The sequence below is a fragment of the Micromonospora sp. WMMD729 genome (assembly GCF_049315225.1).
Taxonomy (GTDB): Bacteria; Actinomycetota; Actinomycetes; order Mycobacteriales; family Micromonosporaceae; genus Micromonospora.
This window is the reverse complement of sequence record NZ_CP186059.1, coordinates 3685154-3707952: the sequence shown is the minus strand read 5'-3', so window position 1 is coordinate 3707952 and position 22799 is coordinate 3685154. Positions and strand designations below refer to the sequence as shown.

At 71.6% G+C, this 22799-nt stretch carries 22 protein-coding genes; 14 read left to right on the top strand and 8 right to left on the bottom strand.

What is annotated here, in order from left to right; all coding sequences use genetic code 11:
* Positions 1 to 130: 130 nt before the first annotated feature.
* On the bottom strand, positions 131 to 496 hold the full coding sequence (locus tag ACN263_RS17075) for a hypothetical protein (RefSeq protein ID WP_422735312.1): 366 nt from the start codon (positions 494 to 496) through the stop codon (positions 131 to 133).
* A 239-nt stretch (positions 497 to 735) separates the two neighbouring features.
* Between ACN263_RS17075 and ACN263_RS17070 the strand changes: the two genes are divergently transcribed.
* A complete protein-coding gene (locus ACN263_RS17070; RefSeq protein WP_422735311.1) occupies positions 736 to 1536 on the top strand; it encodes a helix-turn-helix domain-containing protein in 801 nt (266 codons plus the stop codon).
* Positions 1527 to 1718, top strand: a complete 192-nt coding sequence (locus ACN263_RS17065; protein WP_422735310.1) for a DUF397 domain-containing protein — start codon at positions 1527 to 1529, stop codon at positions 1716 to 1718. The genes ACN263_RS17070 and ACN263_RS17065 overlap by 10 nt, the downstream gene beginning before the upstream one ends.
* A 216-nt stretch (positions 1719 to 1934) precedes the next feature.
* On the opposite strand, the gene ACN263_RS17060 is transcribed toward ACN263_RS17065, so the two are convergent.
* Positions 1935 to 2381 (bottom strand): hypothetical protein, encoded by a 447-nt coding sequence (locus tag ACN263_RS17060; protein ID WP_422735309.1) that lies wholly within the window; start codon positions 2379 to 2381, stop codon positions 1935 to 1937.
* Between the two features lie 162 nt (positions 2382 to 2543).
* Positions 2544 to 5345 carry a M14 family zinc carboxypeptidase gene (locus tag ACN263_RS17055; protein ID WP_422735308.1) on the bottom strand — a complete coding sequence of 934 codons (2802 nt, stop codon included), beginning with the start codon at positions 5343 to 5345 and terminating at the stop codon, positions 2544 to 2546.
* A 170-nt stretch (positions 5346 to 5515) separates the two neighbouring features.
* Between ACN263_RS17055 and ACN263_RS17050 the strand changes: the two genes are divergently transcribed.
* Positions 5516 to 5932 carry an effector-associated constant component EACC1 gene (locus ACN263_RS17050; RefSeq protein WP_422735307.1) on the top strand — a complete coding sequence of 139 codons (417 nt, stop codon included), beginning with the start codon at positions 5516 to 5518 and terminating at the stop codon, positions 5930 to 5932.
* Positions 5929 to 7830: a caspase family protein gene (locus tag ACN263_RS17045; RefSeq protein WP_422735306.1), complete on the top strand. Its 1902-nt coding sequence runs from the start codon at positions 5929 to 5931 to the stop codon at positions 7828 to 7830. Before ACN263_RS17050 ends, ACN263_RS17045 begins: the two co-directional genes overlap by 4 nt.
* 70 nt (positions 7831 to 7900) lie before the next feature.
* Here ACN263_RS17045 and ACN263_RS17040 read toward each other — a convergent pair whose 3' ends face one another.
* The 4 genes from ACN263_RS17040 to ACN263_RS17025 all read right to left on the bottom strand — a co-directional run bounded on the left by ACN263_RS17040 (position 7901) and on the right by ACN263_RS17025 (position 10863).
* The gene (locus ACN263_RS17040; protein WP_422735305.1) at positions 7901 to 9226 is read right to left on the bottom strand and encodes a glycoside hydrolase family 18 protein; all 1326 of its coding nucleotides are present in this window, start codon (positions 9224 to 9226) and stop codon (positions 7901 to 7903) included.
* Positions 9227 to 9340: 114 nt separating this feature from the next.
* A complete protein-coding gene (locus ACN263_RS17035) occupies positions 9341 to 9760 on the bottom strand; it encodes a PPOX class F420-dependent oxidoreductase (RefSeq protein WP_422735304.1) in 420 nt (139 codons plus the stop codon).
* An 87-nt stretch (positions 9761 to 9847) separates the two neighbouring features.
* Complete coding sequence (locus tag ACN263_RS17030; RefSeq protein WP_422735303.1) at positions 9848 to 10303, bottom strand: pyridoxamine 5'-phosphate oxidase family protein; 456 nt, start codon at positions 10301 to 10303, stop codon at positions 9848 to 9850.
* Positions 10304 to 10452: 149 nt separating this feature from the next.
* Positions 10453 to 10863, bottom strand: coding sequence for a VOC family protein (locus ACN263_RS17025; protein ID WP_422735302.1), 411 nt, complete (start codon positions 10861 to 10863; stop codon positions 10453 to 10455).
* 120 nt (positions 10864 to 10983) lie between these two features.
* Between ACN263_RS17025 and ACN263_RS17020 the strand changes: the two genes are divergently transcribed.
* The 4 genes from ACN263_RS17020 to ACN263_RS17005 all read left to right on the top strand — a co-directional run bounded on the left by ACN263_RS17020 (position 10984) and on the right by ACN263_RS17005 (position 15258).
* Complete coding sequence (locus tag ACN263_RS17020; protein ID WP_422735301.1) at positions 10984 to 11892, top strand: NAD-dependent epimerase/dehydratase family protein; 909 nt, start codon at positions 10984 to 10986, stop codon at positions 11890 to 11892.
* Between the two features lie 53 nt (positions 11893 to 11945).
* On the top strand, positions 11946 to 13145 hold the full coding sequence (locus ACN263_RS17015; RefSeq protein WP_422735300.1) for a low temperature requirement protein A: 1200 nt from the start codon (positions 11946 to 11948) through the stop codon (positions 13143 to 13145).
* Between the two features lie 156 nt (positions 13146 to 13301).
* A complete protein-coding gene (locus tag ACN263_RS17010) occupies positions 13302 to 14207 on the top strand; it encodes an acetyltransferase (protein ID WP_422735299.1) in 906 nt (301 codons plus the stop codon).
* Positions 14208 to 14286: 79 nt separating this feature from the next.
* Positions 14287 to 15258, top strand: coding sequence for an alpha/beta hydrolase (locus ACN263_RS17005; protein ID WP_422735298.1), 972 nt, complete (start codon positions 14287 to 14289; stop codon positions 15256 to 15258).
* Positions 15259 to 15303: 45 nt separating this feature from the next.
* Here the strand turns inward: ACN263_RS17005 and ACN263_RS17000 are convergent, their stop codons facing one another.
* The gene (locus ACN263_RS17000) at positions 15304 to 16395 is read right to left on the bottom strand and encodes an aldo/keto reductase (protein ID WP_422735297.1); all 1092 of its coding nucleotides are present in this window, start codon (positions 16393 to 16395) and stop codon (positions 15304 to 15306) included.
* A gap of 110 nt (positions 16396 to 16505) precedes the next feature.
* Here ACN263_RS17000 and ACN263_RS16995 point away from each other — a divergent pair, with 110 nt between their 5' ends.
* The 6 genes from ACN263_RS16995 to ACN263_RS16970 all read left to right on the top strand — a co-directional run bounded on the left by ACN263_RS16995 (position 16506) and on the right by ACN263_RS16970 (position 22789).
* Positions 16506 to 17135, top strand: coding sequence for a TetR/AcrR family transcriptional regulator (locus ACN263_RS16995; protein ID WP_422735296.1), 630 nt, complete (start codon positions 16506 to 16508; stop codon positions 17133 to 17135).
* Positions 17132 to 17869, top strand: a complete 738-nt coding sequence (locus ACN263_RS16990; RefSeq protein WP_422735295.1) for an alpha/beta fold hydrolase — start codon at positions 17132 to 17134, stop codon at positions 17867 to 17869. The genes ACN263_RS16995 and ACN263_RS16990 overlap by 4 nt, the downstream gene beginning before the upstream one ends.
* Before the next feature lie 228 nt (positions 17870 to 18097).
* Complete coding sequence (locus ACN263_RS16985; protein WP_422735294.1) at positions 18098 to 19729, top strand: ABC-F family ATP-binding cassette domain-containing protein; 1632 nt, start codon at positions 18098 to 18100, stop codon at positions 19727 to 19729.
* Positions 19730 to 19924: 195 nt separating this feature from the next.
* On the top strand, positions 19925 to 21016 hold the full coding sequence (locus ACN263_RS16980; protein WP_422735293.1) for a LacI family DNA-binding transcriptional regulator: 1092 nt from the start codon (positions 19925 to 19927) through the stop codon (positions 21014 to 21016).
* Entirely contained in the window at positions 21013 to 21948 is a 936-nt protein-coding gene (locus ACN263_RS16975) for a carbohydrate ABC transporter permease (protein WP_422735292.1), read from the top strand. The genes ACN263_RS16980 and ACN263_RS16975 overlap by 4 nt, the downstream gene beginning before the upstream one ends.
* A gap of 1 nt (position 21949) precedes the next feature.
* Positions 21950 to 22789, top strand: coding sequence for a carbohydrate ABC transporter permease (locus ACN263_RS16970; protein WP_422735291.1), 840 nt, complete (start codon positions 21950 to 21952; stop codon positions 22787 to 22789).
* Positions 22790 to 22799: the final 10 nt, after the last annotated feature.

Genomic DNA, 22799 nt, shown 5'->3' with positions numbered 1-22799 from the left:
AGGGCCGGTCGATCAAGCCGGTAGGTCGCGAGGAGGCGGAGCTTGGCCGGGGAGCAGGGCCAGGCGATTCCGCAGGTGCCGCAGCGCCATGTCGGGCGGACCGGCTGATGGTCGGGGGCGCGGCGGGGCATCAGCCGACCCGTACCGGGTCACGCGTCACCGGACGCCGAGAACCACCACTCCCCGTGCGGTGGCCGTGCGTTGTGGGGCGTGAGGCGGTGGTGCGGCGTGGGCCGGGAGAGGGCGGTGGGGTAGAGCGTGGGTACGTGAGCCGACGCGCGCCGGCGGGCATCAGGTACAGCTTGCGGCGGACGACAGCGTCGCCAACCGGGCCGAGCTGGTAGGCGTCGATCCACAACCAACCGTGGTACGTGGGACGGTCGGTGCGGGCGCGGATCACGCGGACGGAGATGGGGTGGGCGAACTGCGGGCTCGCGGTGCGGGTCAGGTGCAGCAGGTCACCGGAGCGCACCTGCGGCGGCTGGTCGATGGGCACGGTCATCCCCCTGGCGGACGTTGGGAAGGGGCCGCCCCGTGAGTGCTCGCCCGCAGGGCGGCCCCGGTACGAACGCGTCCGCCGGGTCTCGGGTCCTCCACCGGCCGCGCCGTTGGTGACACTCTGCTGTGGAGGTCACTACGCTCGGAAGGTGCTTCGTCGCTCCGGGTTGAGCTGGCGAAGCGATCCGCGCCGGGCAGCGGCGTGAATAGTCGATCTTCCGATTTGGGGAGCTTTGAATGGCCGATCTGCCGCACTCGCTCGCCGCGTTCATCGTCGGCGAGATCCGTCGCGCCCGAGGCGCGTCGGGGATGACGCAGGAGGCGTTCGGCCGGGGCGCCGGCTTCAGCGCCTCGCACGTCAGCGCCGTGGAGGGCGAGACGCGGGCGCTGACGATGGACTTCATCAAGGGTGCCGACCGCGCCTTCAAGAACGGCGGCCTGTTCGAGCGCATGGTCGCGAAGCTCGGTGCGCCATCCTGGTTCCTGCCGTGGCTGGATGCTGAACGTGTCGCGACTCAGCTCCGGTCATGGCAGCCGTCCCTGGTGCCGGGCCTACTGCAGACCGAGCAGTACGCACGAGCGGTCATTCGCTGCGACGACACGCTCAGCGAGGAAGAGGTCGATGAGCGGCTTGCCGCGCGGCTGCACCGGCAATCGATCCTCACACAGCCAAAGGCACCGCAATTTGTTGCGGTCATCGGGGAGGAGGTACTGCGGCGTGCGGGCGAGGATTTTCGAGGAATCATGGCAGGGCAGATCACGCACTTGACGGTTATGGCGGAGCGCCCGAACGTCAGCGTGCATATCGTGCCGGGCGACGTGAGCATGCACGCTGGGCTGACCGGTCCGTTCATCCTGGCTCGGGGTGCGGACGGTAAGTGGGTCGGCCAGTTGGAGAACCAACTTGGCGGGCTGGTCATCAGTGGCGACGATGACGTGGCTACGCTTCTGTCGAAGTGGGAGACCATACGGAACGAGGCCCTACCTCGACGGCAGTCAACCGACCTGATGAAGGAAGTGGTGACGTCATGGAGCTGACCGACGCCAAGTGGCGCAAGTCCACCCGCAGTGGATCCAGCGGGGGCGACTGCGTCGAGGTTGCGGACAATCTGCCGGGCATCGTCGGTGTGCGGGACTCCAAGGACCCGGACGGGCCGGCCCTGGTCTTCGGGCCGGCGTCGTGGCGGGCGTTCGTCGCCGAGTTCGCCCGGCGGTCGTAGCAGGCGGACGTGGGATCGCCCCGTGACCCGCAGGCCGGCACCATCGAATGGACGCTGTGGAGCTGATGTCGCGAACGAATCGCCCGGCGTCCCGCGGGCCTGATGCGTTGACGACATCAGCTCCATAGCGTCAGACTCCACCACCACCCCGCGACCCGGCCCGGACGTCAAGGCGGCACGACGTGGCAGGCTGCCCGGTGCCGACGAGGAGTTCCGTCAGCCGTCGATGCTGCGGAAGGTGGTGTCGTTGCAGGAGTAGCCCGAGTAGTCCTCCGGACCGTTGGCCCCGCAGATCTCCATCCGGATCACGTCGTTGGCGTAGACCTGCACCGGGTCCCAGATGATCGAACTTCCGGAGCCGCCGCCGTTGTACTTGATGTCGATCAGGACACCGTTGCGGTAGACCCGGCCCAGGACTCCGTCGCCGTTGGCGCAGGTGTCGCGCACCACGAAGTAGTCGTCGTTCATGCCGCCGCCGGGTGCGCCCTCGCCGTAGTCGACGAAGTCGAGGCGACCGCCCTGGCAGTTCTTGTAGCTGTCCCAGTAGGTCACGTAGTGGTCGTCGCTGCCGGCCGCGGCGGCCGGTGACGCGCTGACGACCAGCGCGCCGGCGACCGCTGCGGCCGCCATCGACATGGTGAGTGCGAGACGCTGGACCTGCATGTGCGACCTCCCCGAGTGGTGCCGGCCGATGGATTCGGCGGCCGGCACCAGCGTAGGGACGCGATTTGACAGGATTCCAGCGTTGCCGCCTGTTCCGCACAGGCCGCCGCTGTTCGGGCTGCCGGGCGGCGAGTTCGGTTCTCGACCGAACACGGTGTTCGGTCAGGCGACCACCGACCGCAGTGGCACTCCGGCGGCGCGCAGCGCGCGTACCAGATCGTTCGTGAAGGGGTGTTCGTCGGCCTGGAGGCCCTGCGGGTTGGGGATCACGACGTACGCCGAGGTGTTCTTCGTGGCCGTGCGGGCGTCGGTGCTGAAACGGTCGACGACGGCCCGCGCGCGCGGCAGGTCCGTCGCCGCGACCTCGATGGTGATCGGTCGCCAGCCGCCGCCCAGGTCCGCCGCGACCGGCGCGGCGGCGGCGCCGGCGCGCGCCGCGTCGACGCCCGGCGTGCGTCGGGCGTCCGGTTCGCCGGCGGGGTACAGCAGCGCGTTCGCCACCAGGTGCAGACCGTTTTCGTTGTACGCCCGAAAGAGCGGGTTGAACGCGAACAGCACCGCCCGGCCGGCGCCGGTGGGCTCGTCGACGACGGCGGCCGTGCCCTTGAGGGTGTCCGCGCCGACGGTGTAGCCGTTGGCCCAGAACGTGTCACCGGCCGGGTAGCTGAGCACGTTCGTGCCGGTGCTGGTCGGGGTGAGGATCGGGTCGCTGTTGTTGAACTCGAAGTCCTCGGCGGGCCGCCCGAGGGCGACCGGGTTGTCGGTGGCGACGTCGACCCGCAGGTGTGAGCCGATCACCAGGTAGTCGGCCGGTTTGGCCTTCTCGGTCGTCGAGGTGAGGCCGGCGGCGCGGGCCAGCCGGGTGCCCTCGTTGCGCAGCCCGACGTAGGTGTGGCCCTGGGCGATCCAGTCCCGCAGGTTGGCCTGCCCGGCGGCGGTCAGGCCGCCGGTGGGGCTGCTGCCGTCGGGGACCAGCAGCACGGTACGGCCGGTGAACGCCTCGGTGTTGTCGTTGATGTCGGCCGTGGTGACCGGCTTCAGGTCGAGTCCCCACCGCTTGCCGAGTACGTAACGGGCCTCGCCGTGCGAGCCGGACGTGGTGGAGATGCCGGTGCCCTGGAACAGCCCCACGTCGGGCAGGCTCAGGCGGGTGCCGGTGACCCGCCCCGCCGGGGCCAGGGTGACGCCGAGCGAGCGGGCCAGCTCGTCGGCCGCACGGTCCCACCTGCTCGCCGGGACGGCGACCGTGTTGGTCGCCAGGTCACGGGTGACCGGCACGTCGCGCCCCAGCAGGGTGAACGTGAGTTCCGCGGCGGCGGCCGAGTCCAGCGGGTAGGTGTAGGAGCCCCACGGCCAGGCCAGCCCGCTGCGGCCGCCGGAGATTCCCCGGACCGGCTGGGCCTTCGGCCGGACGTCGTCTCCGGTGTAGAGGGTGGACACGCCCATCAGCAGCGGGTTGCTCCACGACGAGACGTCGTAGAAGTACGGGAACGGGACGTACGGGTCCTCACCCATGATCGCCTGGATCCAGTGTTTCTGCGGTTGGTCCATCGGAATCCAGTACGCGCCCCTGGGCACCGTGACGTTCGTGGCGCTGCGGCCACCGAACACCCGCGCGGTGGGCACCCGGGTCGGCTTCTGCACCTCGTACACCTCGACGTCCATGCGGCGCAGCCGCTCGACGAGCCGGCGAACGTCGGCGAGCTGCCGGTCGGGCAGCAGGAAGTACGAGCGGATCGGGACGGCCGGCACCGGGAACTGGACCTCGTTGGTGGGCTGCACCACCTCGTTCGGTTCGAGGGTGCCCGCCCGGCCCTGGGCGAGCGCGTCGGTCCAGATGTCGAAGTAGCCGTCCAGCACCTCGCGCTTGTGGGCGGCGGCCCAGCCGAGCGTCGACCACTGGGTGTGGAACTGCTGCTGCACCCGGTCGGCGACGGCCGAGGCGCTGCCCTTCTCGTACGTCATGCCGGCCGCGCCGAAACCGGTGGTCGGCACGGTGTCGCCGTAGCCCATGAAGAACATGTCGTACGTGTCGTAGTTGAAGTAGCACTCGGTGGTGACCGTGTCGTCGCAGGCGCCGTTGTAGCCGAAGCCGGCCTTGTTGGCCTCGCCGATCCGGTTGATCCAGTCCACCGCCTCCCCGGCGATCTCGTGGTGGATGGGGTCGGCGTTGGGCGGGAAGAAGTACTGCCGGCCGCCCATCTCGTGCGCGTCGACGAACACCTGCGGCGGGTAGCGGCGCAGCAGTTCGAGCTTGCCGTCGGTCTCCTGCTGGGTGCGGGCGAACCAGTCCCGGTTCAGGTCGAAGCCGTACTCGTTCTGCCGTCGGGTCGCGTCGCGGCCGTCCGGGTTCTGCGTCGGCACGACGACGGTGACCAGGTTGTCGTTGCGCCGGGCGACCTCGCAGGACAGGCCGGCGGCAAGCTCGTACAGCGTCTTGAGGGCCGCGTCGGTGCCGCTCTTCTCGCCGCCGTGCACGTTCGCGGTGACCCAGACGATGGCCGGGCTGTCCTTCGCCGTACGGGCGGCCGTGCGCGCGCTCGTCCGGCGGGGATCACGCAGGTCGCGTACGTCGTCGGCGATCTTCCGCAGCGCGGACGGGCGTACGTGGCGCTCGTCGGACACCACCGCGTACGGCAGGGGTTGCCCGAGCACGCTGGTGGCCAGCACGCCGGTGACGACCCGGTCGGAGGCGCGGTCGACGGCCCCGAGGTACGCGCGGACCTCGTCGTTGGTGACGACCCGTTCCTGGCCGGTGCCGAGGGGGAAGCCGAGTGCCGTCTCGGGGCTCGGCACGTCGGCCAGCCGGGCGGTCGGGTCGCTGCTGCATCTCGACGGCGGGGCGGCGCTCGCGGCCGGCGTGCCGCCGAGCAGGGGAGTGGTGCCGAGCAGGAGCGTGACCGCGGCGACGCCCGCCAACCGCCTCGCAGGGACCGTCCAGAGCGGACGCAACGATGGGGCCATGTCTCGGGTTCCCTTCTTGGGGGAAAGCCTCGCAGTGGCCGGAGCCTATGGATCGGCCGAGTCGGCGGTCAAGCTCTGATCGACTCCGGTGACTCTCCGGGGCTGCCCGATCGCGACGCTGCCTGGCAGGATGAGGGCGTGGGGTTTGCCTTCACCGAAAGGAGAAGACGGTGCCCGCGTCTCAGGAGACCATCACGCTCTCGGTCCACCCGGATCTCCCCTCCGCCGATGCTCGTCGTTCCCTCGCGTCGTGGTTGCGCTCCGAGGACCGGCTCCGTGGGAGGGTGACCTCCGCTCCCGCCCCGGACGCGACCATCCCGGCCGACGAGATGTCCGCCGGAGCGGCGGACGTGCTGCTGGTGGCGGTCGGCAGTGGCGGCGCGGCGATGGTGCTGGTCCAGTCGATCGCCGGCTGGCTGACCCACCGGCGTGAGGACGTGACGGTGCGACTCACCCATCCGGACGGCTGGTCGGCGGAACTGGACGTACGCCGTGCCCGGGACATGGGCCAGGTCACCGCCCTCGTCGAGGCGGCGGTGCGGGCGCTGGCGGAGCACGCGCCGCCGATCGGATCCGACGATCCGTGAGCCGTCCCGACCCGACGCGGTCGACAGCACTGCTGATCGGCACCGCCACACACACCAACTCGGCGGTGGAGGATCTGCCGGCGGTCCGGGCGAATGTCACCGAGCTGGCCCGACTGGTCACCACCGCGCCGGTTGACCTGGTCAGCGTGGAACGCTGCACCCAACTGCTCGACCTCGCGCATCCCGGTGAGGCGGGGGTGACGATCGCCGAGCGGTGCGGGGAGGCCGAGGACCTGCTGGTGGTCTACTACGCGGGCCACGGGCTCCTCGATGACAACGGGGAGCTGTTCCTCGCGCTGTCGGGCACGAACCCTCGGCCGGAGTGGCTGAAGTACACGGCGATCCCGTTCAGCTGGATCCGGGACGCGATGCGCGACAGCCCGGCGCGTACCCGGGTGTTGATCCTCGACTGTTGCTTCGCGGGCCGCGCGCTCCACACCATGTCCGCCGCCGACGTCGAGAACGGGCTCGCCGACCGCAGCGAGATTCAGGGCACGTTCACGCTGACCGCGACCTCCGACAACGTCGCCGCCATCGCCCCGGTCGGCGCGGAACACACGGCGTTCACCGGCGAGCTGCTCAACCTGCTGCGGTACGGGCCACCGGCGCGCGACGGCCACCCCGACGGGGAGGACCTGACCCTGAGCGCGGCGTACCGTCACCTGGCGGTCACCCTGCCGAGCCGGGGCCTGCCCCGTCCGCGCCAACGCAACACCGACCTCGCGGCCGACCTGGTGCTGCGTCCGGGCCCCAGCGCCGCGCCGCAGCGGTCGGCGACCACGCCTGCCGTCGCTCCGGGCGGGGGCCTGCCCGCGCCGACCGGGGCGCGGCCGGTCCTGGACACGTTGCGCCGACCGCAGCGGCTGTTCCACCCGCTGCACCGCGCCCTGCTGGCGAGGCACTGGCGACGGCTCGCGCTGTCCGCCGGCGTGGCGGTGCTGTACGTGGCGTTCCTGCTGACGTGGTTCGTCGCCGTCGCCACACCGGCCACCAGGGCGGGCTGGGTCGACGCCGGACTGCTGCTCACGTTCTTCGAGCCGGTCGCCGTGGTGCTCGCCACCGTGCTCGCGGCGACCTCCGGCCGAGACGTACGGGCGGGGTTTCCGGCGGACGCCAGAGTCAAGCGGGGCCTGGCGATCATGGTGTGGGGTGTCATTGTGGCGTACCCGCCGATGGCACTCGTCGTCCATGCAGCGATGGCGATGGCCCGCCAGCCGACGGCGATCTCTCTCGTCCTGCTCTGCGTCGTCCTCTTCGTGTCGTGGCGGCTGGGTGGGTGGCTCTACTACCGCAGCGAGAGGTTGCGGGCGTGGTGGCTCGTCCCGCTGACCATCGGCGGCGGCATGGGCGGCTGGGTGGCCCTGCATCTGGTCGAGGCCGACAACCGGCGGGTCGCCTGGTGGTGGATGCCTGTCGAGTCGCATGCGCTGGGTGAGGTGTGGCTGCTGGCCGGGCTCCTCGCCATCGGTGCCCTGGTCGTCGTGCAGGCACGGGATGTCCTGACCGGTCACCTCGCGCTGGCGCGACGGCCGCTGGTCGTCGCGCTGTCCACACAGGGCATCGGCATGCGGAGCAGCGCGCACAACCGGTTCATCGCCTGGCACCACCTGGACCGGATCTTCGTGGCCGGCAACGTACTCGCCGTCGCCTTCAAACGGGACTATCCAGAGGTGGAGAAACCGCGCGAGTTCGGCTACTCGGCCGAGCTCGGCGGTTTCACCGTGGCCGACATCCGCCACTTCCCGCACGACAGGGCGAGCGTCCTGCACTCCCTGTCGCACTTCGCGGGCGCCACCCTGCACGGAGTCTCCGCCCCCGGTCCGCACGACGATGAGCGGCCGACCCGCCCGGACGGGAGCCCGGCCTGGCGGTTCAGCGAGCGGTGGAGCAGCCAGTGACAGGCTCCGGCCCGCCGGTCGACCGGGTCACGGTCGGCGGCGGGCCGGGGAACGCTGCGGGTCGGGTGCCCTACCAGGTGGTCAGGCCGAGGCCGATCGTCTTGGTCAGAGTGGCGTTGTCGTCGTCACCGTCGAGCGACCAGACCATCGCGCCGCCCAGGCCGGTCCGTCGGATGTAGAGCGTCTTCTGCAACACGACGGCCGGGTCGTCGTACGTCCAGAGGGTCGTACCGTCGAACAGCCAGGCGTGCCCGGCGCGCAGGTCCCGGTGCACGGTGTAGCCCTTGCCGGGCAGGGTCTTGAGGTTCTTGTAGTCCTCGTTGCCGGCCTCGAAGGCGGCCGGTGCGGGCCCGGTGGCCGGCTGGAAGAGGCCGTTGCCGCCGCCGGTGATGCCGGTCCAGCCGCGGCCGTAGTAGGGGATGCCCAGGACCAGCTTGTGCCGTGGCGCGCCGCGGGCGATCCACCCGTCGACGGCCACCTCGACGGAGAAGTCCGGGTTGTCGGGCGAGCCGGCCGGTACCCGTAGCGCCGACTGCTGGTTGGCCCGCGCGTCCCAGCCGCCGTGGAAGTCGTACCCCTGCACGGTGGCGAAGTCCAGGTACGTGAAGATCTTGCGGCCCTCGTAGCCGGCGTCCATGGCGGCCGGGTTGGCGGGGAGGAAGGCCGTCAGCGGGTGGTGTGCGCGGGTGGTGCGGCCGTACGCGTCGAGCTGCCGGCGGAACTCGGCGAGCAGCTTGGTGAAGTTCTCCCGGTCCTCGGGGCGGATGACGTTGCCGGGCTCCCCGTCCCAGTTCGGCCACTCCCAGTCCAGGTCGACGCCGTCGAAGACGCCGGCCGCCGCGCCCGGCGCGCCGGGGAGGTTGCCCTTGAGGTACAGGTCGATGCAGGAGGCGACGAACGCCTTGCGGGAGGCGTCGGTACGGGCGGCGTTGGAGAAGTACGTCGACCAACTCCACCCGCCCAGCGAGATCAGCACCTTGAGCTGGGGGTGCTTCGCCTTGAGCTTGGCGAGCTGGTGGAAGTTGCCGTTGAGCGCCTGCCCGGGGCCGTCGGCGACGCCGTCGACGCTCTCCTCGGCGGGCACCGGTCGCTGGTAGTCGGCCCAGGCGTCGCCTTCGCCGGGCCCGCCGTCCAGGTAGCAGCGGCCGTCCTCGCTGATGTTGCCGAAGGCGTAGTTGACATGGGTGAGGCGGCTCGCCGCCCCGGACGTGTCGAGCTTCTTGACCGGGAAGGCCCGACCGTAGATGCCCCACTGGGTGAAGTAGCCGACCCGGTGGTAGCCGGGCTGACGGTCGGGCTTCGCGGTGGCGTTCGCGGCGGCGGGCGGCGCGGCGGTGATCAGCAGGGTCGCCAGGGCGACGACGGCGGTGAGGCGGCGGTGGCGCAATTGACGCATCGGCACTCCCACGAGGGATCAAACAGAATTAGTAAAGACACTTATCTGATTGATGAAGTTAAGCCGATCACGCTCTGCGGTCAAGAGCCGCCCGTGCGCCACCGCCGTCGTCGGTCAACCGACCTGGCTGTTGTCCTTCATCGACCCCCAACCGTGCCACCGGTCGATGTCGATCAGCGCGCTGACCCGGCCCCGGTCACGCCGGGGATAGGGATTGCCCGTGTAGTGCCGGGCCAACCGGTCGATGTCCGCGAAGTCCTCGTCGGGGCGTAGCTCGGCGACGTGCCCGATGATGCTCACGTGGGTGTACCACCCGGCCTCGTCCAGCACCGTCAGGGAGACCCGGGGGTCGTTGCGGACGTGCTCCAGGCGGCGGCGACTCTCGTCCATGTTCACCAGGATCCGGCCGTCCTCCCACAGGTACCAGGTCGCGGCGGACACCGGCTGACCACCATTGCGAAGCGTGGTCATGACAGCCGGGTTCGGCTTCAAGAGCATCTCGACCGCGGCCTCGGGGAGCGGTGGCTTGGACATGGCTCTTCTCCTCACATGATCGGGTACCCCCTGCACGGTACGCACCCGGCCGCTCCCCGCACGCCAGGACGCGGATCGCCGGGTGACTCAGGCGAGCCACCCGCCGTCGCGCATGAGGACGCGTCCCTTCAGCTCGTTCGCCTCCCGCCAGGCCAGGACGCGCCGCGGCCGGATCGCGAAGTACTGATAGGGCTCCGCGCTGTCGCCCGGGTCGAAACCCGTCCTGGCGGCGAACGCCGCTCGCCTCTGCTGGCCGAGGTCGGCGGTGTCCACCGCCTCGGCCACGCCGTCGACGATCACTACGTCCCGCGTCGTGCCCAGGCTGAGCCGGAGCCGGCCATCGCTGAGCAGGTTGCGGCCGGTGACCGAGGCGCGTGGCGTCGAGATGAGAAACACGGTCCCGTCCCAGAGGAAGGAGAGCGGGACGAGGTGCGGGCCCCCCGGGGAGCCCGCCGTGGCGACCCAGAGGTCGACGTCGTTCTCCAGCCTTCCGCGGGTGTCTCGCAGCCGCTCCTCACGGCTGCGCGGTGGCGCGCTCGCCATGTCGTCCCCCGTCGGCCTCGTGGTTCCGGAGTGGTTCGATCGTCCCCGCCGTGACCAGTGGCAGGTCCGGCGCGTGACCCGGTCGGGCCAGGTCGTTCAGGCGCTGCTGCTCGGCGCGTGCGCGCCCCCAGGCGGCGATACACATGGGCTCAGCGCAGTTCCTGAATGCGGACCATGTTGCCGGCGGGATCACGGAAGGCGCAGTCCCGCACGCCGTACGGCTGCTCGGTCGGCTCCTGGACGACCTCGGCGTCACCGGCCTGCACCTTCTCGAAGGTGGCGTCCAGGTCCCGGGTCGCCAGCAGGATCCACCCGTAGGTGCCCTTGGCCATCATCTCGGTGATGGTGCGCCGCTCGTCCTCGGTGATGCCCGGGTCGGCGGTCGGGGGCGCCAGCAGGATGGACGTGCCGGGCTGCTCGACGGGGCCGACGGTGATCCACCGCATCGTGCCCTTGCCGACGTCGCTGCGGACCTCGAAGCCGAGGACGTCGCGGTAGAAGGCCACCGAGGCCTCCGGGTCGACGTGCGGGAGAACGGTCGTGTGAATGGTGATATCCATGCTGATCATGCTAGGCAGGGCCGGCGGCGGAGACTTCTCGATTCCTGATCGATGCGGCGGCCGGCTCGCCGGTACGCACCCGCGTGCGGGCCGCCGGGGCGGGCCGGCGAGGATGGGTCCATGACCGATCCCGTACTCCCCGGACGTGTCGTCGTCACCGGCGCCACCGGCAAGCTCGGCCGCGCCGTGGTCGCCCACCTGCGCGGCGTCGGCGTCGACGTGCTGGCCGTGGACCGTGCCGGCGGACGCGACCCCCGCGACGTCGACGGCGAGTTCCTCCTCGCCGACCTGACCGACTACGGGCAGGTGGTCGAGGCGTTCACCGGGGGTGCGGACGAGCACCCGGGTGGCATCGGGGCGGTCGTGCACCTGGCCGCCGTTCCGGCGCCCGGACTCCGGTCGAACGCGGTCACCTTCGCGAACAACTCCGCCGCGACGTACAACGTCTTCGCCGCTGCCCGGGCCGCCGGCATCAAGCGGGTGGTGTGGGCGTCCAGCGAGACGGTGCTCGGACTGCCGTTCGACACCCCACCGCCGTACGCGCCGGTCGACGAGGAGTACGCGCCCCGGCCGGAGTCGACGTACTCGCTGAACAAGGCACTCGAGGAGGAGATGGCCCGGCACTTCTGCCGGTGGGACCCGGAGCTGGTCATGGTGGGCCTGCGCTTCTCCAACGTGATGGACGTCGAGGACTACGCTCCCTTCCCGTCGTTCGACGCCGACCCGCGGGCGCGACGGTGGAACCTGTGGGGCTACATCGACTCCCGCGACGGCGCGCAGGCGGTCGAGCGGGCCCTCGCGTACGACCGGTCCGGGGCGGACGTCTTCATCATCGCCAACGCCGACACCGTCATGACCCGCTCCAGCGCCGACCTGATGGCCGAGGTCTACCCGGGTGTCGAGATCCGTAAGGAGCTGGGCGAACACGAGACCCTGCTCAGCATCGACAAGGCGCGGCGGCTGCTGGGCTACGAACCCCGGCACTCGTGGCGCGACCATGTCGAGCCCGCTGCGGGCGATCCGGCATAACCACCGGGCGTACCGGGATAAAGTGCCCTCAACCGGTACTAGGGGGTGCGGCCATGCTGACGCCCACCTGGATGCGCGGCCTGGCCGACAGCACGAGCCCGCGCTCGGCGACCGTCCTGGAACTGCTGTTCGACATCGTCTACGTCTTCGCGCTGGCCCGTCTCGCCGGGCGGGTTGCGGACGACCTCACCATCGTCCGGCACACGCTGCTGTCCGAGGCGGGTCAGACGCTGCTGTTCTTCACGGCGATGTGGATGATCTGGTCGTTGAACGCGTTGCTGGCCAGCACGTACGACCCGCGCCGGGTGGACCTCCAGGTCGTCCTGCTCGCCACCATGTTCGGCACGCTGGTGCTGGCGGTGTCGCTACCGCAGGCCTTCGGTGCGCGTGGTGTGATCTTCGCCTGCACGTACGTCGTCGTCCAGCTCGGCAGACCGCTCTACCTGGTGTTCGCCCTACGGGGCCATCCGGCGCAGCTGTTCTCGTACCGGGTGCTCGTCTGGCACTCGGTCTCCGGCGTGCTCTGGATCAGTGGCGGCATCGACGGTGGCCTCGGCCGGGGCATCCTCTGGTCGTTCGCGCTCGGTGTCGAGCTGCTCGGGGCGGCCGTGCACTGGCCGGTGCCGCGCATCGGCCGCGCGCCGATCGGCGACCTGGCCGCGGTCTCCCAGGTGCACCTCGCGGAGCGGTACAACCAGTTCTTCATGATCGCGCTGGCCGAGGTGGTGCTCGAAGCCGGCGCCGCCGTGAGCTTCCCGGGCTTCTCGACCGAGCGGACGATCGTCCTCGTGGCGGCGTTCGTCGCCACGGTCTCCTTCTGGCGGCTCTACTTCTACCATGTGGGGCCGGGTAAGCAGGCCAGCGGCAGCGCCGGGGGCGAGGGGATCGAGCTGTCCCGACTGGCGAGCTACAGCCTGCTGTTCATCGTCGGTGGCATCATCTGCACCGCCGTCGGCTTCGGACAGATCATCGAAGATCCGCACCCACCCATCGACTGGGCGCTGGTGGTCATCATCTTCGGTGGCCCGGTGCTGTTCCTGGTCGGGCGCAGCTACCTGGAGCGCCGGTACTCCGTCGCGCCGCGCTGCCAGATGTTGTTCATCGGCGCGTTGGTGCTGGCGGTCGCGGCGCTGCCGAGCGTCCTGCTCCCACCGGTCGCGGTGGCCGGCCTGGCGGCGCTGATCCTGGCCGTGATCGCCGTCATCGACGGGCGCGCTCACCTGCGGGGCGCGCAGACCAACCCGACGCTCTGAAGCGGGCGTTGAGCGTCGACGACGCCTCGCGTATCGTTGCGGCACGCCGTCGAGCCGAGAGGAGGTCAGAACAATGTCCGATGTTCTGCGCCCCCTCCGCGCCCCGGCGTCCACGCGGAGCTGACCCGGGGCGCTCGCTCTCCGGAGGGTCACCGCATGTCCGACCTGCTCATCCGCCCGCTCGTCGCGGGCGAGGAAAACCTCTTCGACTCCATGGCCGATCCGCTGCCCCAACTGCGGCAGGTCCCGTACGCCGACGGCATCGCCGGCGGCGGCTACCGACCCGAGACCACCTGGATCGCCCTGCGCGGCGGCCGGGTCGTCGCCCGGGCGGCCTGGCTCCGCCCACCCGGCGCGGTGGGCGCGCCGTGGCTGGAACGGTTCGACCTGGCCGCCGAGCCCGAGGTCGGGGCCGCGCTGCTGCACGCCGCCCACGAGGCGCTGGGCGGTCCCGGTCGCTACTACGCGGCCCTGCCCGCCCACTGGCGGCGGCGACCCGAGGTGCTGGCGGTGGTCACCCCGCCGATGGCGGCGGCCCGGCTCGCCGGCCTGGTGGAGGCGGGTGAGCGGCTGCGCTGTTCGTGGACGGGCACGCCGCTGCCGGCGACCTCCGGCCGGTACACGTTCCGCCCACCCGTCGACCTGGCCGAGATCAACGCCCTCGTCGCCCGGATCGCCGAGCCCGACGTCCTGACCGGCCTGGAGATCGCGCGTGCCGTCGGCGGTGTCGACCTGGCCACCGATCCGCTGGCCTGGCTGGGGGAGTCGACCGACGACTGGCGCGTGGGCCTGGTGGACGGCCGGCCGGTCGGCCTGGTCGGCACGGCCGGCGACGCCTGTTACCCGCTCCTGGCGTACCTCGGCCTGCTCGACGACGCGGCACGCGGGGAACTGCTGGCCGAGGCGGTCCGGGTGCTCGCCGCCGGTGGCGCGCGGGAGGTGATCGCCGACGTGGACGCCCACCGCGTCGCGGTGCTCGCCGAGCTGGAACGGACCGGGTTCCGCCAACTCCGCGCGCGCGTGCTGTTCGCGCCACCGGCCGCTCCGGGCGGGACCGCGTAGTCCCCGCGGGTGCGCCCCGGATCACCGGGGCGCACCCCCGCGGCGGCCGCGCCCGCACCTGCTGCCAGGATCTGTGCCCGTGCTGGAGATCATCGCCCTCGTCGTCGGCGCGACGGTGCTGGTCGCCGCGGTGGTCGCCGGGCTCTACCTCTGGCCGCTGGGCCGTCGTGCGCTGCGCCTCGCGCCGACGCCGCCGCTCGACTTCGCCGCCGCCACCGCTGCCGCCGCGCGCATCACGGCGGCGGAGGCCGCCGACCCGGAGGTACGGCCCGAGTCGCGCAGCCGCCTGCTGAGTCACGGCTCGCGTACCAGCCGGGCCGTCCTGCTGCTGCACGGCTACACCCTCGCGCCGGAGCAGTACGACGCGTTGGCCGAGGTGTTCTTCGCCCGGGGCTACAACGTGTGGATACCGCGCGCCCCGCACCACGGCACCGTCGACCGGCGGGCCCACCACCGGATCGGGGCCGGCGAGCTGACGGCGTACGCCGAACAGGCCGTGACGGTCGCGGCGGGCCTGGGGGACGAGGTGGGTGTCGTGGGCATCTCCGGTGGCGCGGTGCTGGCCACCTGGCTGGCCCAGGTCCGGGGGGACGTCGTACGGCGGCTGCTGGTGCTGTCGCCGTTCTTCGGCCCCCGGCAGGCCCCGGCGATCGCGGTCCGGCCCCTGATCACGCTGTACGGGCGGCGCGTCCTGCGGGACCGGGTCACCGCGCGCGGCTACTCGCTCGCGGCGGTCACCCGGTACCTGACGATCGTGCGGTCCCTGCCGCGCCGGCCGCGACGGACCGGGCTGCTGAGCGCGGCCGTGGTGATCAGCCCGCTGGACACGGTGGTGGACCCCGTCGCGGCGGTACGGGTGCCGCGCCGGATCGCCCGGGCGAACGGTATCGACCTGCGGGTGTACGCGCTGCCGGAGTCGCTGGGGGTCCGGCACAACACCCTGGACCTGGCCGCGCTCGGTGCCGACGCCGCCGACGTGCTGCGGCGCTACGTCGACCGCTACGAGGGCGTTGCGGAGGCGACGTCCGACGCCGCGACGGTCGGCGGCTGACGAACGGTGTGCCGCGGACGCGCCACGGCACACCGTCGCCCGGTTTCAACTCGCCGCGTTGACCACCGGCGGCGCGTAGCCGGCCGGCTTGTCGCCGACGTGCAGACCCGGGCTCACCAGCCAGGACTGGTACTGCGGGGTGAACATCCCGTACGGCAGCCCGAGGTTCGGGGCGCTGGCCTCGTCGATGCGACGCCGGGCGTCGGCCGGGATCTCGAAGTCCAGCGCCCCGAAGTTGCTGGCGACCTGTTCGGCGCTGCTCGCCCCGATGATCACCGAGCTGACCGCCGGCTGGGTGGCCACCCAGTTGATCGCTACCTGCGCCATCGGCCGGCCGAGGTCGGTGGCGACCTCTTCCAGGGCCTCGATGACCTTCCAGTCGTCGGGGCTGATCTCGCGGCCCGCGGCGTTCGGGGTGGTCAGCCGGCCGGTCCCGCTCAGCCCCGCGTCGGTGCGGCGGTACTTTCCGCTGAGCAGGCCACCGCCGATCGGGCTGAACGCGGTGATGCCCATGCCCAGGTTCTGGGCCATCGCCGGGTACTCCGCCTCGATGTGCCGGCCCACCAGCGAGTACGGGAGTTGCAGGTTGATCATCGGGGTCAGCGCGTGCGCCTCGGCGTAGCTCTGCGCGCGGGCCGCGTACCAGGCGGGTACGTCGGAGAGCCCGGCGTACCGGATCTTGCCGGCGCGTACCAGGTCGTCGAAGGTCCGCACGACCTCCTCGGCCGGGGTGATCCGGTCCCAGGTGTGCAGCAGGTACAGGTCGATGTAGTCGGTGCCGAGTCGGCGCAGCGACGCCTCGACGGCGCGGATGATGTGCTTGCGGCCGTTGCCGCTGGCGTTCGGGTCGCTCGGGTCGACGGTGTAGGTGAACTTGCTGCCGAGGACGACCCGTTCCCGGATTCCGGCGCGGCCGATCAGGCGGCCGAGGATCTTCTCGCTCTCCCCGGCGGTGTAGAAGTCCGCCGTGTCGACGAAGTTGCCGCCCGATTCGAGGTACTGCCGGAAGATCAGTTCGGACTCCGCCTCGGTCTTGCCGTACGCGGCGTGGAAGCCGTCGACACCGAAGTTCATCGTGCCCAGCGCGAGTCGGCTCACCCGCAGGCCGGACCGTCCGAGCAGGTAGTACTGGTTCATCGTCGTGTCCTCCTGGTCACTGTGCGGGGCCGCGGAGCGGGCCGCGCGTCACCGACCTTGGCTCGCCAAAAATGGACCTGCAAGTCCAAAAGTCGCGCTAGGGTGAGGCCATGACACGCGCGTTGACCCGCAAGGGCGAGGCGACCCGTGCGCGGATCGTCGCCGGCGCCGCCGCCGAGATCCGTGAGCGCGGCGTCGACGAGGTACGCCTGGAAGATGTGATGGCCCACACCGGCACCAGCAAGGGCCAGCTCTTCCACTACTTCCCGGACGGCAAGGAGGAGTTGCTGCTCGCGGTGGCCCAGCACGAGGCCGACCAGGTGCTCACCGACCAGGAGCCGATGCTCAGCAACCTGACCTCCTGGTCGGCCTGGCAGGCGTGGCGGGACCGGCTCATCGAGCGGTACCGCGCCCAGGGCGTGAAGTGCCCGCTCAACGGCCTGCTCGGCCAGACCGGCCGCCGCGCGCCGGGGGCGCAGGCGATCGTGACCGGGCTCATGTGGCGCTGGCAGGACAAGATCACCGAAGGCGTCCGGCACATGCAGTCGACCGGGGACATCGCCCCGGAGGTCGATGCCGAGCGCGCCGCCGCGGCACTCCTGGCCGGCATCCAGGGCGGCGTCCTGCTGCTGCTCTCCACCGGGAGGACCGACCACCTGGAGGCCGCCCTCGACCTGACCATCGAACGCCTCCGGGCGGACCGCCGAGAAGACCGGAACCCGGAAGAGGTACGGCAGTGAACGACGACGACAACCGACCGCCGCTGGTCCTGATCCACGGCCTGACCTACGACAAGCGGCAGTGGGATCCGGTCCGGCGTGAGCTGGCGGCGATCGACCCGGACCGGCAGGTCCTCGCCCTCGACCTGCCCGGGCACGGCGACTCGCCCCGGCGGGACTCCTACCTGATGTCCGAGGTCGCCGAGGTCGTGCACCGCCAGGTGACCGAGGCGGGTCTCGGCACGCCGGTCGTGGTCGGGCACTCGGTGGGCGCGGTGGTCGCCACCACCTACGCGGCGCGCTATCCGGTACGGGGCGTGGTGAACCTGGACCAGATCCTGCTGCCCGGTCCGTTCGGCGCCGCCGTACGCCAGGCCGAGCCGACGCTGCGCGGCCCGCAGTGGCGGCAGGTGTGGGACCGCATGCTGGCCGGCATGGGCATCGAGTCGTTGCCGGCCGAGGCGCGGGCGATCGTCACCACCGCGACCGATCCCCGGCCGGATCTGCTGCTCGGCTACTGGGGCGAGATCCTGCGCTCCTCGGACGCGGACATCGCCGCCGGGCGCTCCGCCGACCTGCGGACGATCACCGAGCGGAGAGTTCCCTACCGCTGGGTGACCTCGTCCGAACCGCCGGCCCGTTACCTGGCCTGGCTGACGGAGGTCCTGCCGGAGGTCGAGGTCACCGTGCTGCCCGGCAGCCACTTCCCGCACCTCGCGGAACCGGCGACGATCGCCCGACTGCTGGTGAGCTGAGCGCGTCGGACCGGGCGAGGGTTGTTCGCCCGGAGCCGGATATCCTTGCCGCCGAACTGCCGGAGATCGGAGCAGACGTGGCAGGTGACGACGACATCTCCGGGTGAGCACCCGGACCGGCCGCCGACCGGCGCGTGATCGCGCCGCTGTCGCCGCGGCCTCCGTCGTCATGCCCTGCTCCCGCCGGGCCGCCCGCGTGCGCCCGGATCGTCGTCCTCCGGAGTCCCCATGTCTGCTCGACCTGCGCTTGTCGCCCAGGACGTCGTACGCGTCCGCGGCGCCCGCCGCGTGCTCGACGGCGTCTCCCTGACCGCCGCGCCCGGTCACCGGATCGGCCTGATCGGCGAGAACGGCACCGGCAAGACCACCCTGTTACGGGTGCTGGCCGGCGTCGACGAACCCGACTCCGGCACCGTCACACGTCCGCCGGACGTCGGGTTCCTGCACCAGGAGATGCCCTTCGACCCGTCCGTGACCATCGCCGGCGTCCTCGACGACGCCCTGCGTGAGGCACGCGCGGACCTGGCCGAGCTGGATCGGCTGGCCCTCGCCCTCGCCGACGCGTCGCAGGGCGCCGAGGAGCACGCCCGGCTGCTCGCCGCGTACGGTGCGGCGCTGGAACGGGCGCAGGACCGGGACGCCTGGGACGCCGACCGGCGGGCCCGGACGGTACTCGACGGGCTCGGCCTCGGCGGGATACCCCACGACCGGACGGTGGCGGCCCTCTCCGGGGGCCAGCGTGGCCGCCTCGCCCTCGCGGCCATGCTGATCCGCCGGCCGAGCGCGCTGCTGCTCGACGAGCCCACCAACCATCTCGACGACGCGGCGGCCGCGTTCTGCGAGGACCAGGTCCGCGCCATGTCCGGCGTGGTCGTGGTGGCCAGCCACGACCGCGCCTTCCTGGACGCGGTTTGCACCGACGTCATCGACCTGGACCCGGCGGTCGAGGGGCCGGTCCGCCACGGCGGCGGCTACACCGCGTACCTGACCGCGAAGCGCGCCGAGGCGCAGCGGTGGCGTCGGCGCTACGACGAGGAGCAGGCGCTCCTGGTCGACCTGCGGGAGACCGCCGCCGTGACCGGGCATCAGGTCGCTCACGACCGGGCGCCGCGCGACAGCGAGAAGATGGGGTACGGGCACACCGCCGGCCGGGTACAGAACCAGATCTCCCGCCGCGTGCGCGACGCCACCCGTCGACTGGAGACGATCGAGCGGGATCGGATCCCGGCGCCGCCCGAGCCGTTGCGCTTTCACCCGTCCGCTCTCGCCACCGGTGACGGCGCCGAGGTGATCGTCCGGGCGGAAGGGCTGGAGGTTCCCGGCCGGGTACGGGTGGCGCGACTGGAGCTCAGGGCCCGCGATCGACTGCTGGTCACCGGCCCCAACGGCGCGGGCAAGTCGACCCTGCTCACGGTTCTCGCCGGTCACCTGACCTGCACCGGCACCCTGTGGCGACGAGCGGGCCTGCGGGTCGGCCGACTGGGGCAGGACAGCGAGTTCGCGGACGCGTGGCGCACGGCCCGGCACATCTTCGACACGACTGTCGGGGTACGACGGGCCGAGGAGGTGCCGCTGTCGTCGCTCGGCCTGCTCGCGGCGGCCGACCTCGACCGTCCGGTCGCCGACCTGTCGGTGGGACAGCGCCGGCGGCTCGCCCTGGCGGTGCTCGTCGCCGACCCGCCGGAGCTGCTGCTTCTGGACGAGCCCACGAACCACCTCTCGCCGACGCTCTGCGACGAGTTGGAGGACGCCCTGGGCTCCAGCCCGGGCGCCATCGTGGTGGCCAGCCACGACCGCCACCTCCGTACCCACTGGCAGGCCCGCCACCTCCCGCTCCGTCCCGTCGGACTCCAGCGGTGATCAAGAGGTTCGCGTCACGACACGCCGGGTGCGCTGACGGGAACCTCTTGATCACCGAGGTCGGACGAGGTCGGACGAGGTCGGACGAGGTCGGACGAGGTTGGAAACGTTTTCGTAACGGGGGGTTGACCTCTCCGACGCACCGGTAGCAGACTCCCCGGAAACGTTTACAGCTATCGGGTGGAGGTGCCGGACGTGGGTCGTAAACGTTTACAGGAATCGGTGGACGGCCGTCCCACGGTGCACACCGTCGCCGCCCGCGCCGGCGTCTCCATCGCGTCCGCCTCGCGGGTGCTCAACGGCGTCGGCGGTAGCCCCGAGACGATCCGCAAGGTTCGCGAGGCGGCGGCGGAGGTCGGCTACGTGCCGAACGCGATCGCCCGGTCGCTCCAGTCGCAGCGCACCGGCCTCGTCGCGCTCGCTGTCGAGGACATCGGCAACCCGGTGTACGTGGAGATGATGCGCGCCATCGAGGCCGTCGTCGCCGGCTCCGGCCGGCAGCTTCTGGTGCACGCCACCGGCGGACGGATCGACAACGAGACCGCGCTGCTGCGGCGGCTCGCCAACCGCTACGTCGACGGGATGATCGTCTCGCCGATCCGGGTCACCGACGATCATCTGGCCGCCCTCGTGGACAGCCCGGTGCCGGTGGTCGTGGTCGGTCAGCTCGCCGCGGACGCCCCGGTCGACAACGTACGCACCGACTCCCGGCACGGCATGGCGCTGGCGGTGGACCACCTCGTCGCCACCGGCCGACAGCGGATCGGCTTCGTCAACGGTCCGCTCGACACCGTCCCGGGCGCGGCCCGTGACGCCGGCTTCCGGGCCGCCCTGGCCCGGCACGACATCCCGCTCGACGAACGGCTGATCGAGGTCGGCGACTTCCAGTACGCCGCCGGACGGGACGCCACCGAGAGGCTGCTCGCCCGCGCCGACCCCGATGCCCTGGTCTGCGCCAACGACCTCATCGCGGTCGGGGCGCTGCACGCCCTGCTCGCCGCCGGACGGCGGGTACCGCAGGACGTCGCCCTGGTCGGCATGGACGACACCGAGTTGGCCCGGATGATGTTCCCCCAGCTCTCCAGCGTCTCGCTCGGATCCGCCGAGCGCGGTCGCCGGGCCGCGGAACTGCTCCTGCAGCGCATCGCCGACGCGGCCCTGCCGCCGCGCCGTGAACAGGTGCCGCCCAGCCTCAGCGTCCGCGCGTCCAGCGCCGCGACCCTGCCCGCTCCCCGGCCGGGCGACCCGCCCACCATCCACCCGTTCACCGAAGGGGTGACCGCATGACCGCCCTGGCCGAACGGCCGGACGTCGAGCGGGCCGGACCGGTCCGCCGGCCGAGCCGGTTCCGCTCCGACCGCACCACCATCTACCTGCTTCTGCTGCCGTCGCTGCTGCCGATCCTGGTGCTGTCGGTGTTCCCGCTGCTGCGCGGCATCTACCTCGGCTTCACCGATGCCCGGGCCGGGCGCAACGTCGAGGTCAGCTTCACGGGCCTGGCGAACTACCGGGAACTCCTCGGCGACGAGCTGTTCTGGAACTCGTTCAAGATCGGCCTGCTCTGGGCGGTCGGGGTGACCGTCCTGCAGTTCCTGCTGGCCCTCGGGCTGGCCCTGCTGCTCAACCAGCAGCTGCGGTTCCGGGGCGTGGCCCGGGTGCTGGCCGTGGTGCCGTGGGCGATGCCGCCGGTCGTGGTGGGCATCCTGTGGAAGCTCGTCTACCACCCGGACGCCGGCCTGATCAACGAGTTCCTCCACCGCGTCGGCGCCGACGGGCTGCGCAGCAACTGGCTGGGCGACTTCAGCACCGCCCTGCCCGCCGTGATCCTCGTGGGGGTGTGGGCGGGCATGCCGCAGACCACCGTGGTCCTGCTCGCCGGCCTGCAGGGCGTGGGTCGCGAGCTGCACGAGGCGGCGGCCGTGGACGGGGCCAGCACCTGGCACCGCTTCCGGCACGTCACGCTGCCCGCCCTGGCCCCGGTGATCGTGGCGATCACCTCGCTGGACTTCATCTGGAACTTCAACTCGTTCGGCCTGGTCTACGTGCTGACCGCCGGCGGACCGGGCGGCAAGACCATGCTGCCGATGCTGTTCGCGTACGAGGAGGCGTTCCGCTACGGCAACTACGGCTACGCCGCGGCGCTCGGCAACGTCATGGTCGTGATCATCGTCGCGCTGCTCGCCGTCTATCTCCGTCGCCGGCTCAGGGAGGCGAACTGACATGTTCGGAAAACCGAGTCGCGCCAGCCGGACCCTGCAGTACCTGGCGCTCGCCGGCTACCTCATCTTCCTGGGGTTCCCGCTGGTGTGGCTGCTGTCCACGGCGTTCAAACCGCCGCGCGAGCTGGTCCGGCTGCACCCGACGCTGATCCCGGACAACCCGACCCTGCAGAACTTCGTGCAGGCGTTCACCGAGCAGGAGCTGGGCCGAGCGGCGCTCAACAGCCTCCAGGTCTCGCTCGCCTCGGCCGTGCTGACCGTGCTGGTCGCCATGCCCGCGTCGTACGCCCTCGCCCGGTTCCGCTCCAAGCTCGGCACCGCCGCGCTGGGCTGGGTGCTGCTGTCGCAGCTCTTCCCGTTCGTGCTGCTGATCATCCCGATCTTCCTGGTGCTGCGGCAGATCGGCCTGGCCAACACACACGCCGGGCTGGTGCTGATCTACGTGGTCTGGGCGCTGCCGTTCGCGCTGTGGATGTTGCAGGGCTTCGTCCGCAACATCCCCCGGGAACTGGAGGAGGCGGCCTCGGTCGACGGCGCGAGCCGCGTGCAGGTGCTGCGCCGGGTGGTGTTCCCGCTGCTCGCCCCGGGCCTCGTGGCAACCGCCCTGTTCTCCTTCATCTCGGCCTGGAACGAGTTCTTCTTCGCCCTGGTCCTGATCAAGACCCCGGAGCTGGCCACCCTGCCGGTCGCGCTGGCCCGTTTCGTCGGCATCGAGGGCACCGCCCGACTCGGGCCGCTGGCCGCCGGCTCGCTGCTCGCCACCCTGCCCAGCCTGATCTTCTTCGCGTTCATGCAGCGCCGGCTCTCGTCCGGATCGCTCGCGGGCGCGGTCAAGGGCTGAGGCGTCCCCC

Coding starts and splice junctions, on each gene's coding strand:
- ACN263_RS16970 (WP_422735291.1), top strand. CDS start 21,950: ATGTTCGGAAAACCGAGTCGCGCCAGCCGGACCCTGCAGTACCTGGCG.
- ACN263_RS17010 (WP_422735299.1), top strand. CDS start 13,302: ATGTCCGACCTGCTCATCCGCCCGCTCGTCGCGGGCGAGGAAAACCTC.
- ACN263_RS17055 (WP_422735308.1), bottom strand. CDS start 5,345: ATGGCCCCATCGTTGCGTCCGCTCTGGACGGTCCCTGCGAGGCGGTTG.
- ACN263_RS17035 (WP_422735304.1), bottom strand. CDS start 9,760: ATGTCCAAGCCACCGCTCCCCGAGGCCGCGGTCGAGATGCTCTTGAAG.
- ACN263_RS17070 (WP_422735311.1), top strand. CDS start 736: ATGGCCGATCTGCCGCACTCGCTCGCCGCGTTCATCGTCGGCGAGATC.
- ACN263_RS16995 (WP_422735296.1), top strand. CDS start 16,506: ATGACACGCGCGTTGACCCGCAAGGGCGAGGCGACCCGTGCGCGGATC.
- ACN263_RS17025 (WP_422735302.1), bottom strand. CDS start 10,863: ATGGATATCACCATTCACACGACCGTTCTCCCGCACGTCGACCCGGAG.
- ACN263_RS16975 (WP_422735292.1), top strand. CDS start 21,013: ATGACCGCCCTGGCCGAACGGCCGGACGTCGAGCGGGCCGGACCGGTC.
- ACN263_RS17000 (WP_422735297.1), bottom strand. CDS start 16,395: ATGAACCAGTACTACCTGCTCGGACGGTCCGGCCTGCGGGTGAGCCGA.
- ACN263_RS17040 (WP_422735305.1), bottom strand. CDS start 9,226: ATGCGTCAATTGCGCCACCGCCGCCTCACCGCCGTCGTCGCCCTGGCG.
- ACN263_RS17015 (WP_422735300.1), top strand. CDS start 11,946: ATGCTGACGCCCACCTGGATGCGCGGCCTGGCCGACAGCACGAGCCCG.
- ACN263_RS17060 (WP_422735309.1), bottom strand. CDS start 2,381: ATGCAGGTCCAGCGTCTCGCACTCACCATGTCGATGGCGGCCGCAGCG.
- ACN263_RS16985 (WP_422735294.1), top strand. CDS start 18,098: ATGTCTGCTCGACCTGCGCTTGTCGCCCAGGACGTCGTACGCGTCCGC.
- ACN263_RS17065 (WP_422735310.1), top strand. CDS start 1,527: ATGGAGCTGACCGACGCCAAGTGGCGCAAGTCCACCCGCAGTGGATCC.
- ACN263_RS17020 (WP_422735301.1), top strand. CDS start 10,984: ATGACCGATCCCGTACTCCCCGGACGTGTCGTCGTCACCGGCGCCACC.
- ACN263_RS17030 (WP_422735303.1), bottom strand. CDS start 10,303: ATGGCGAGCGCGCCACCGCGCAGCCGTGAGGAGCGGCTGCGAGACACC.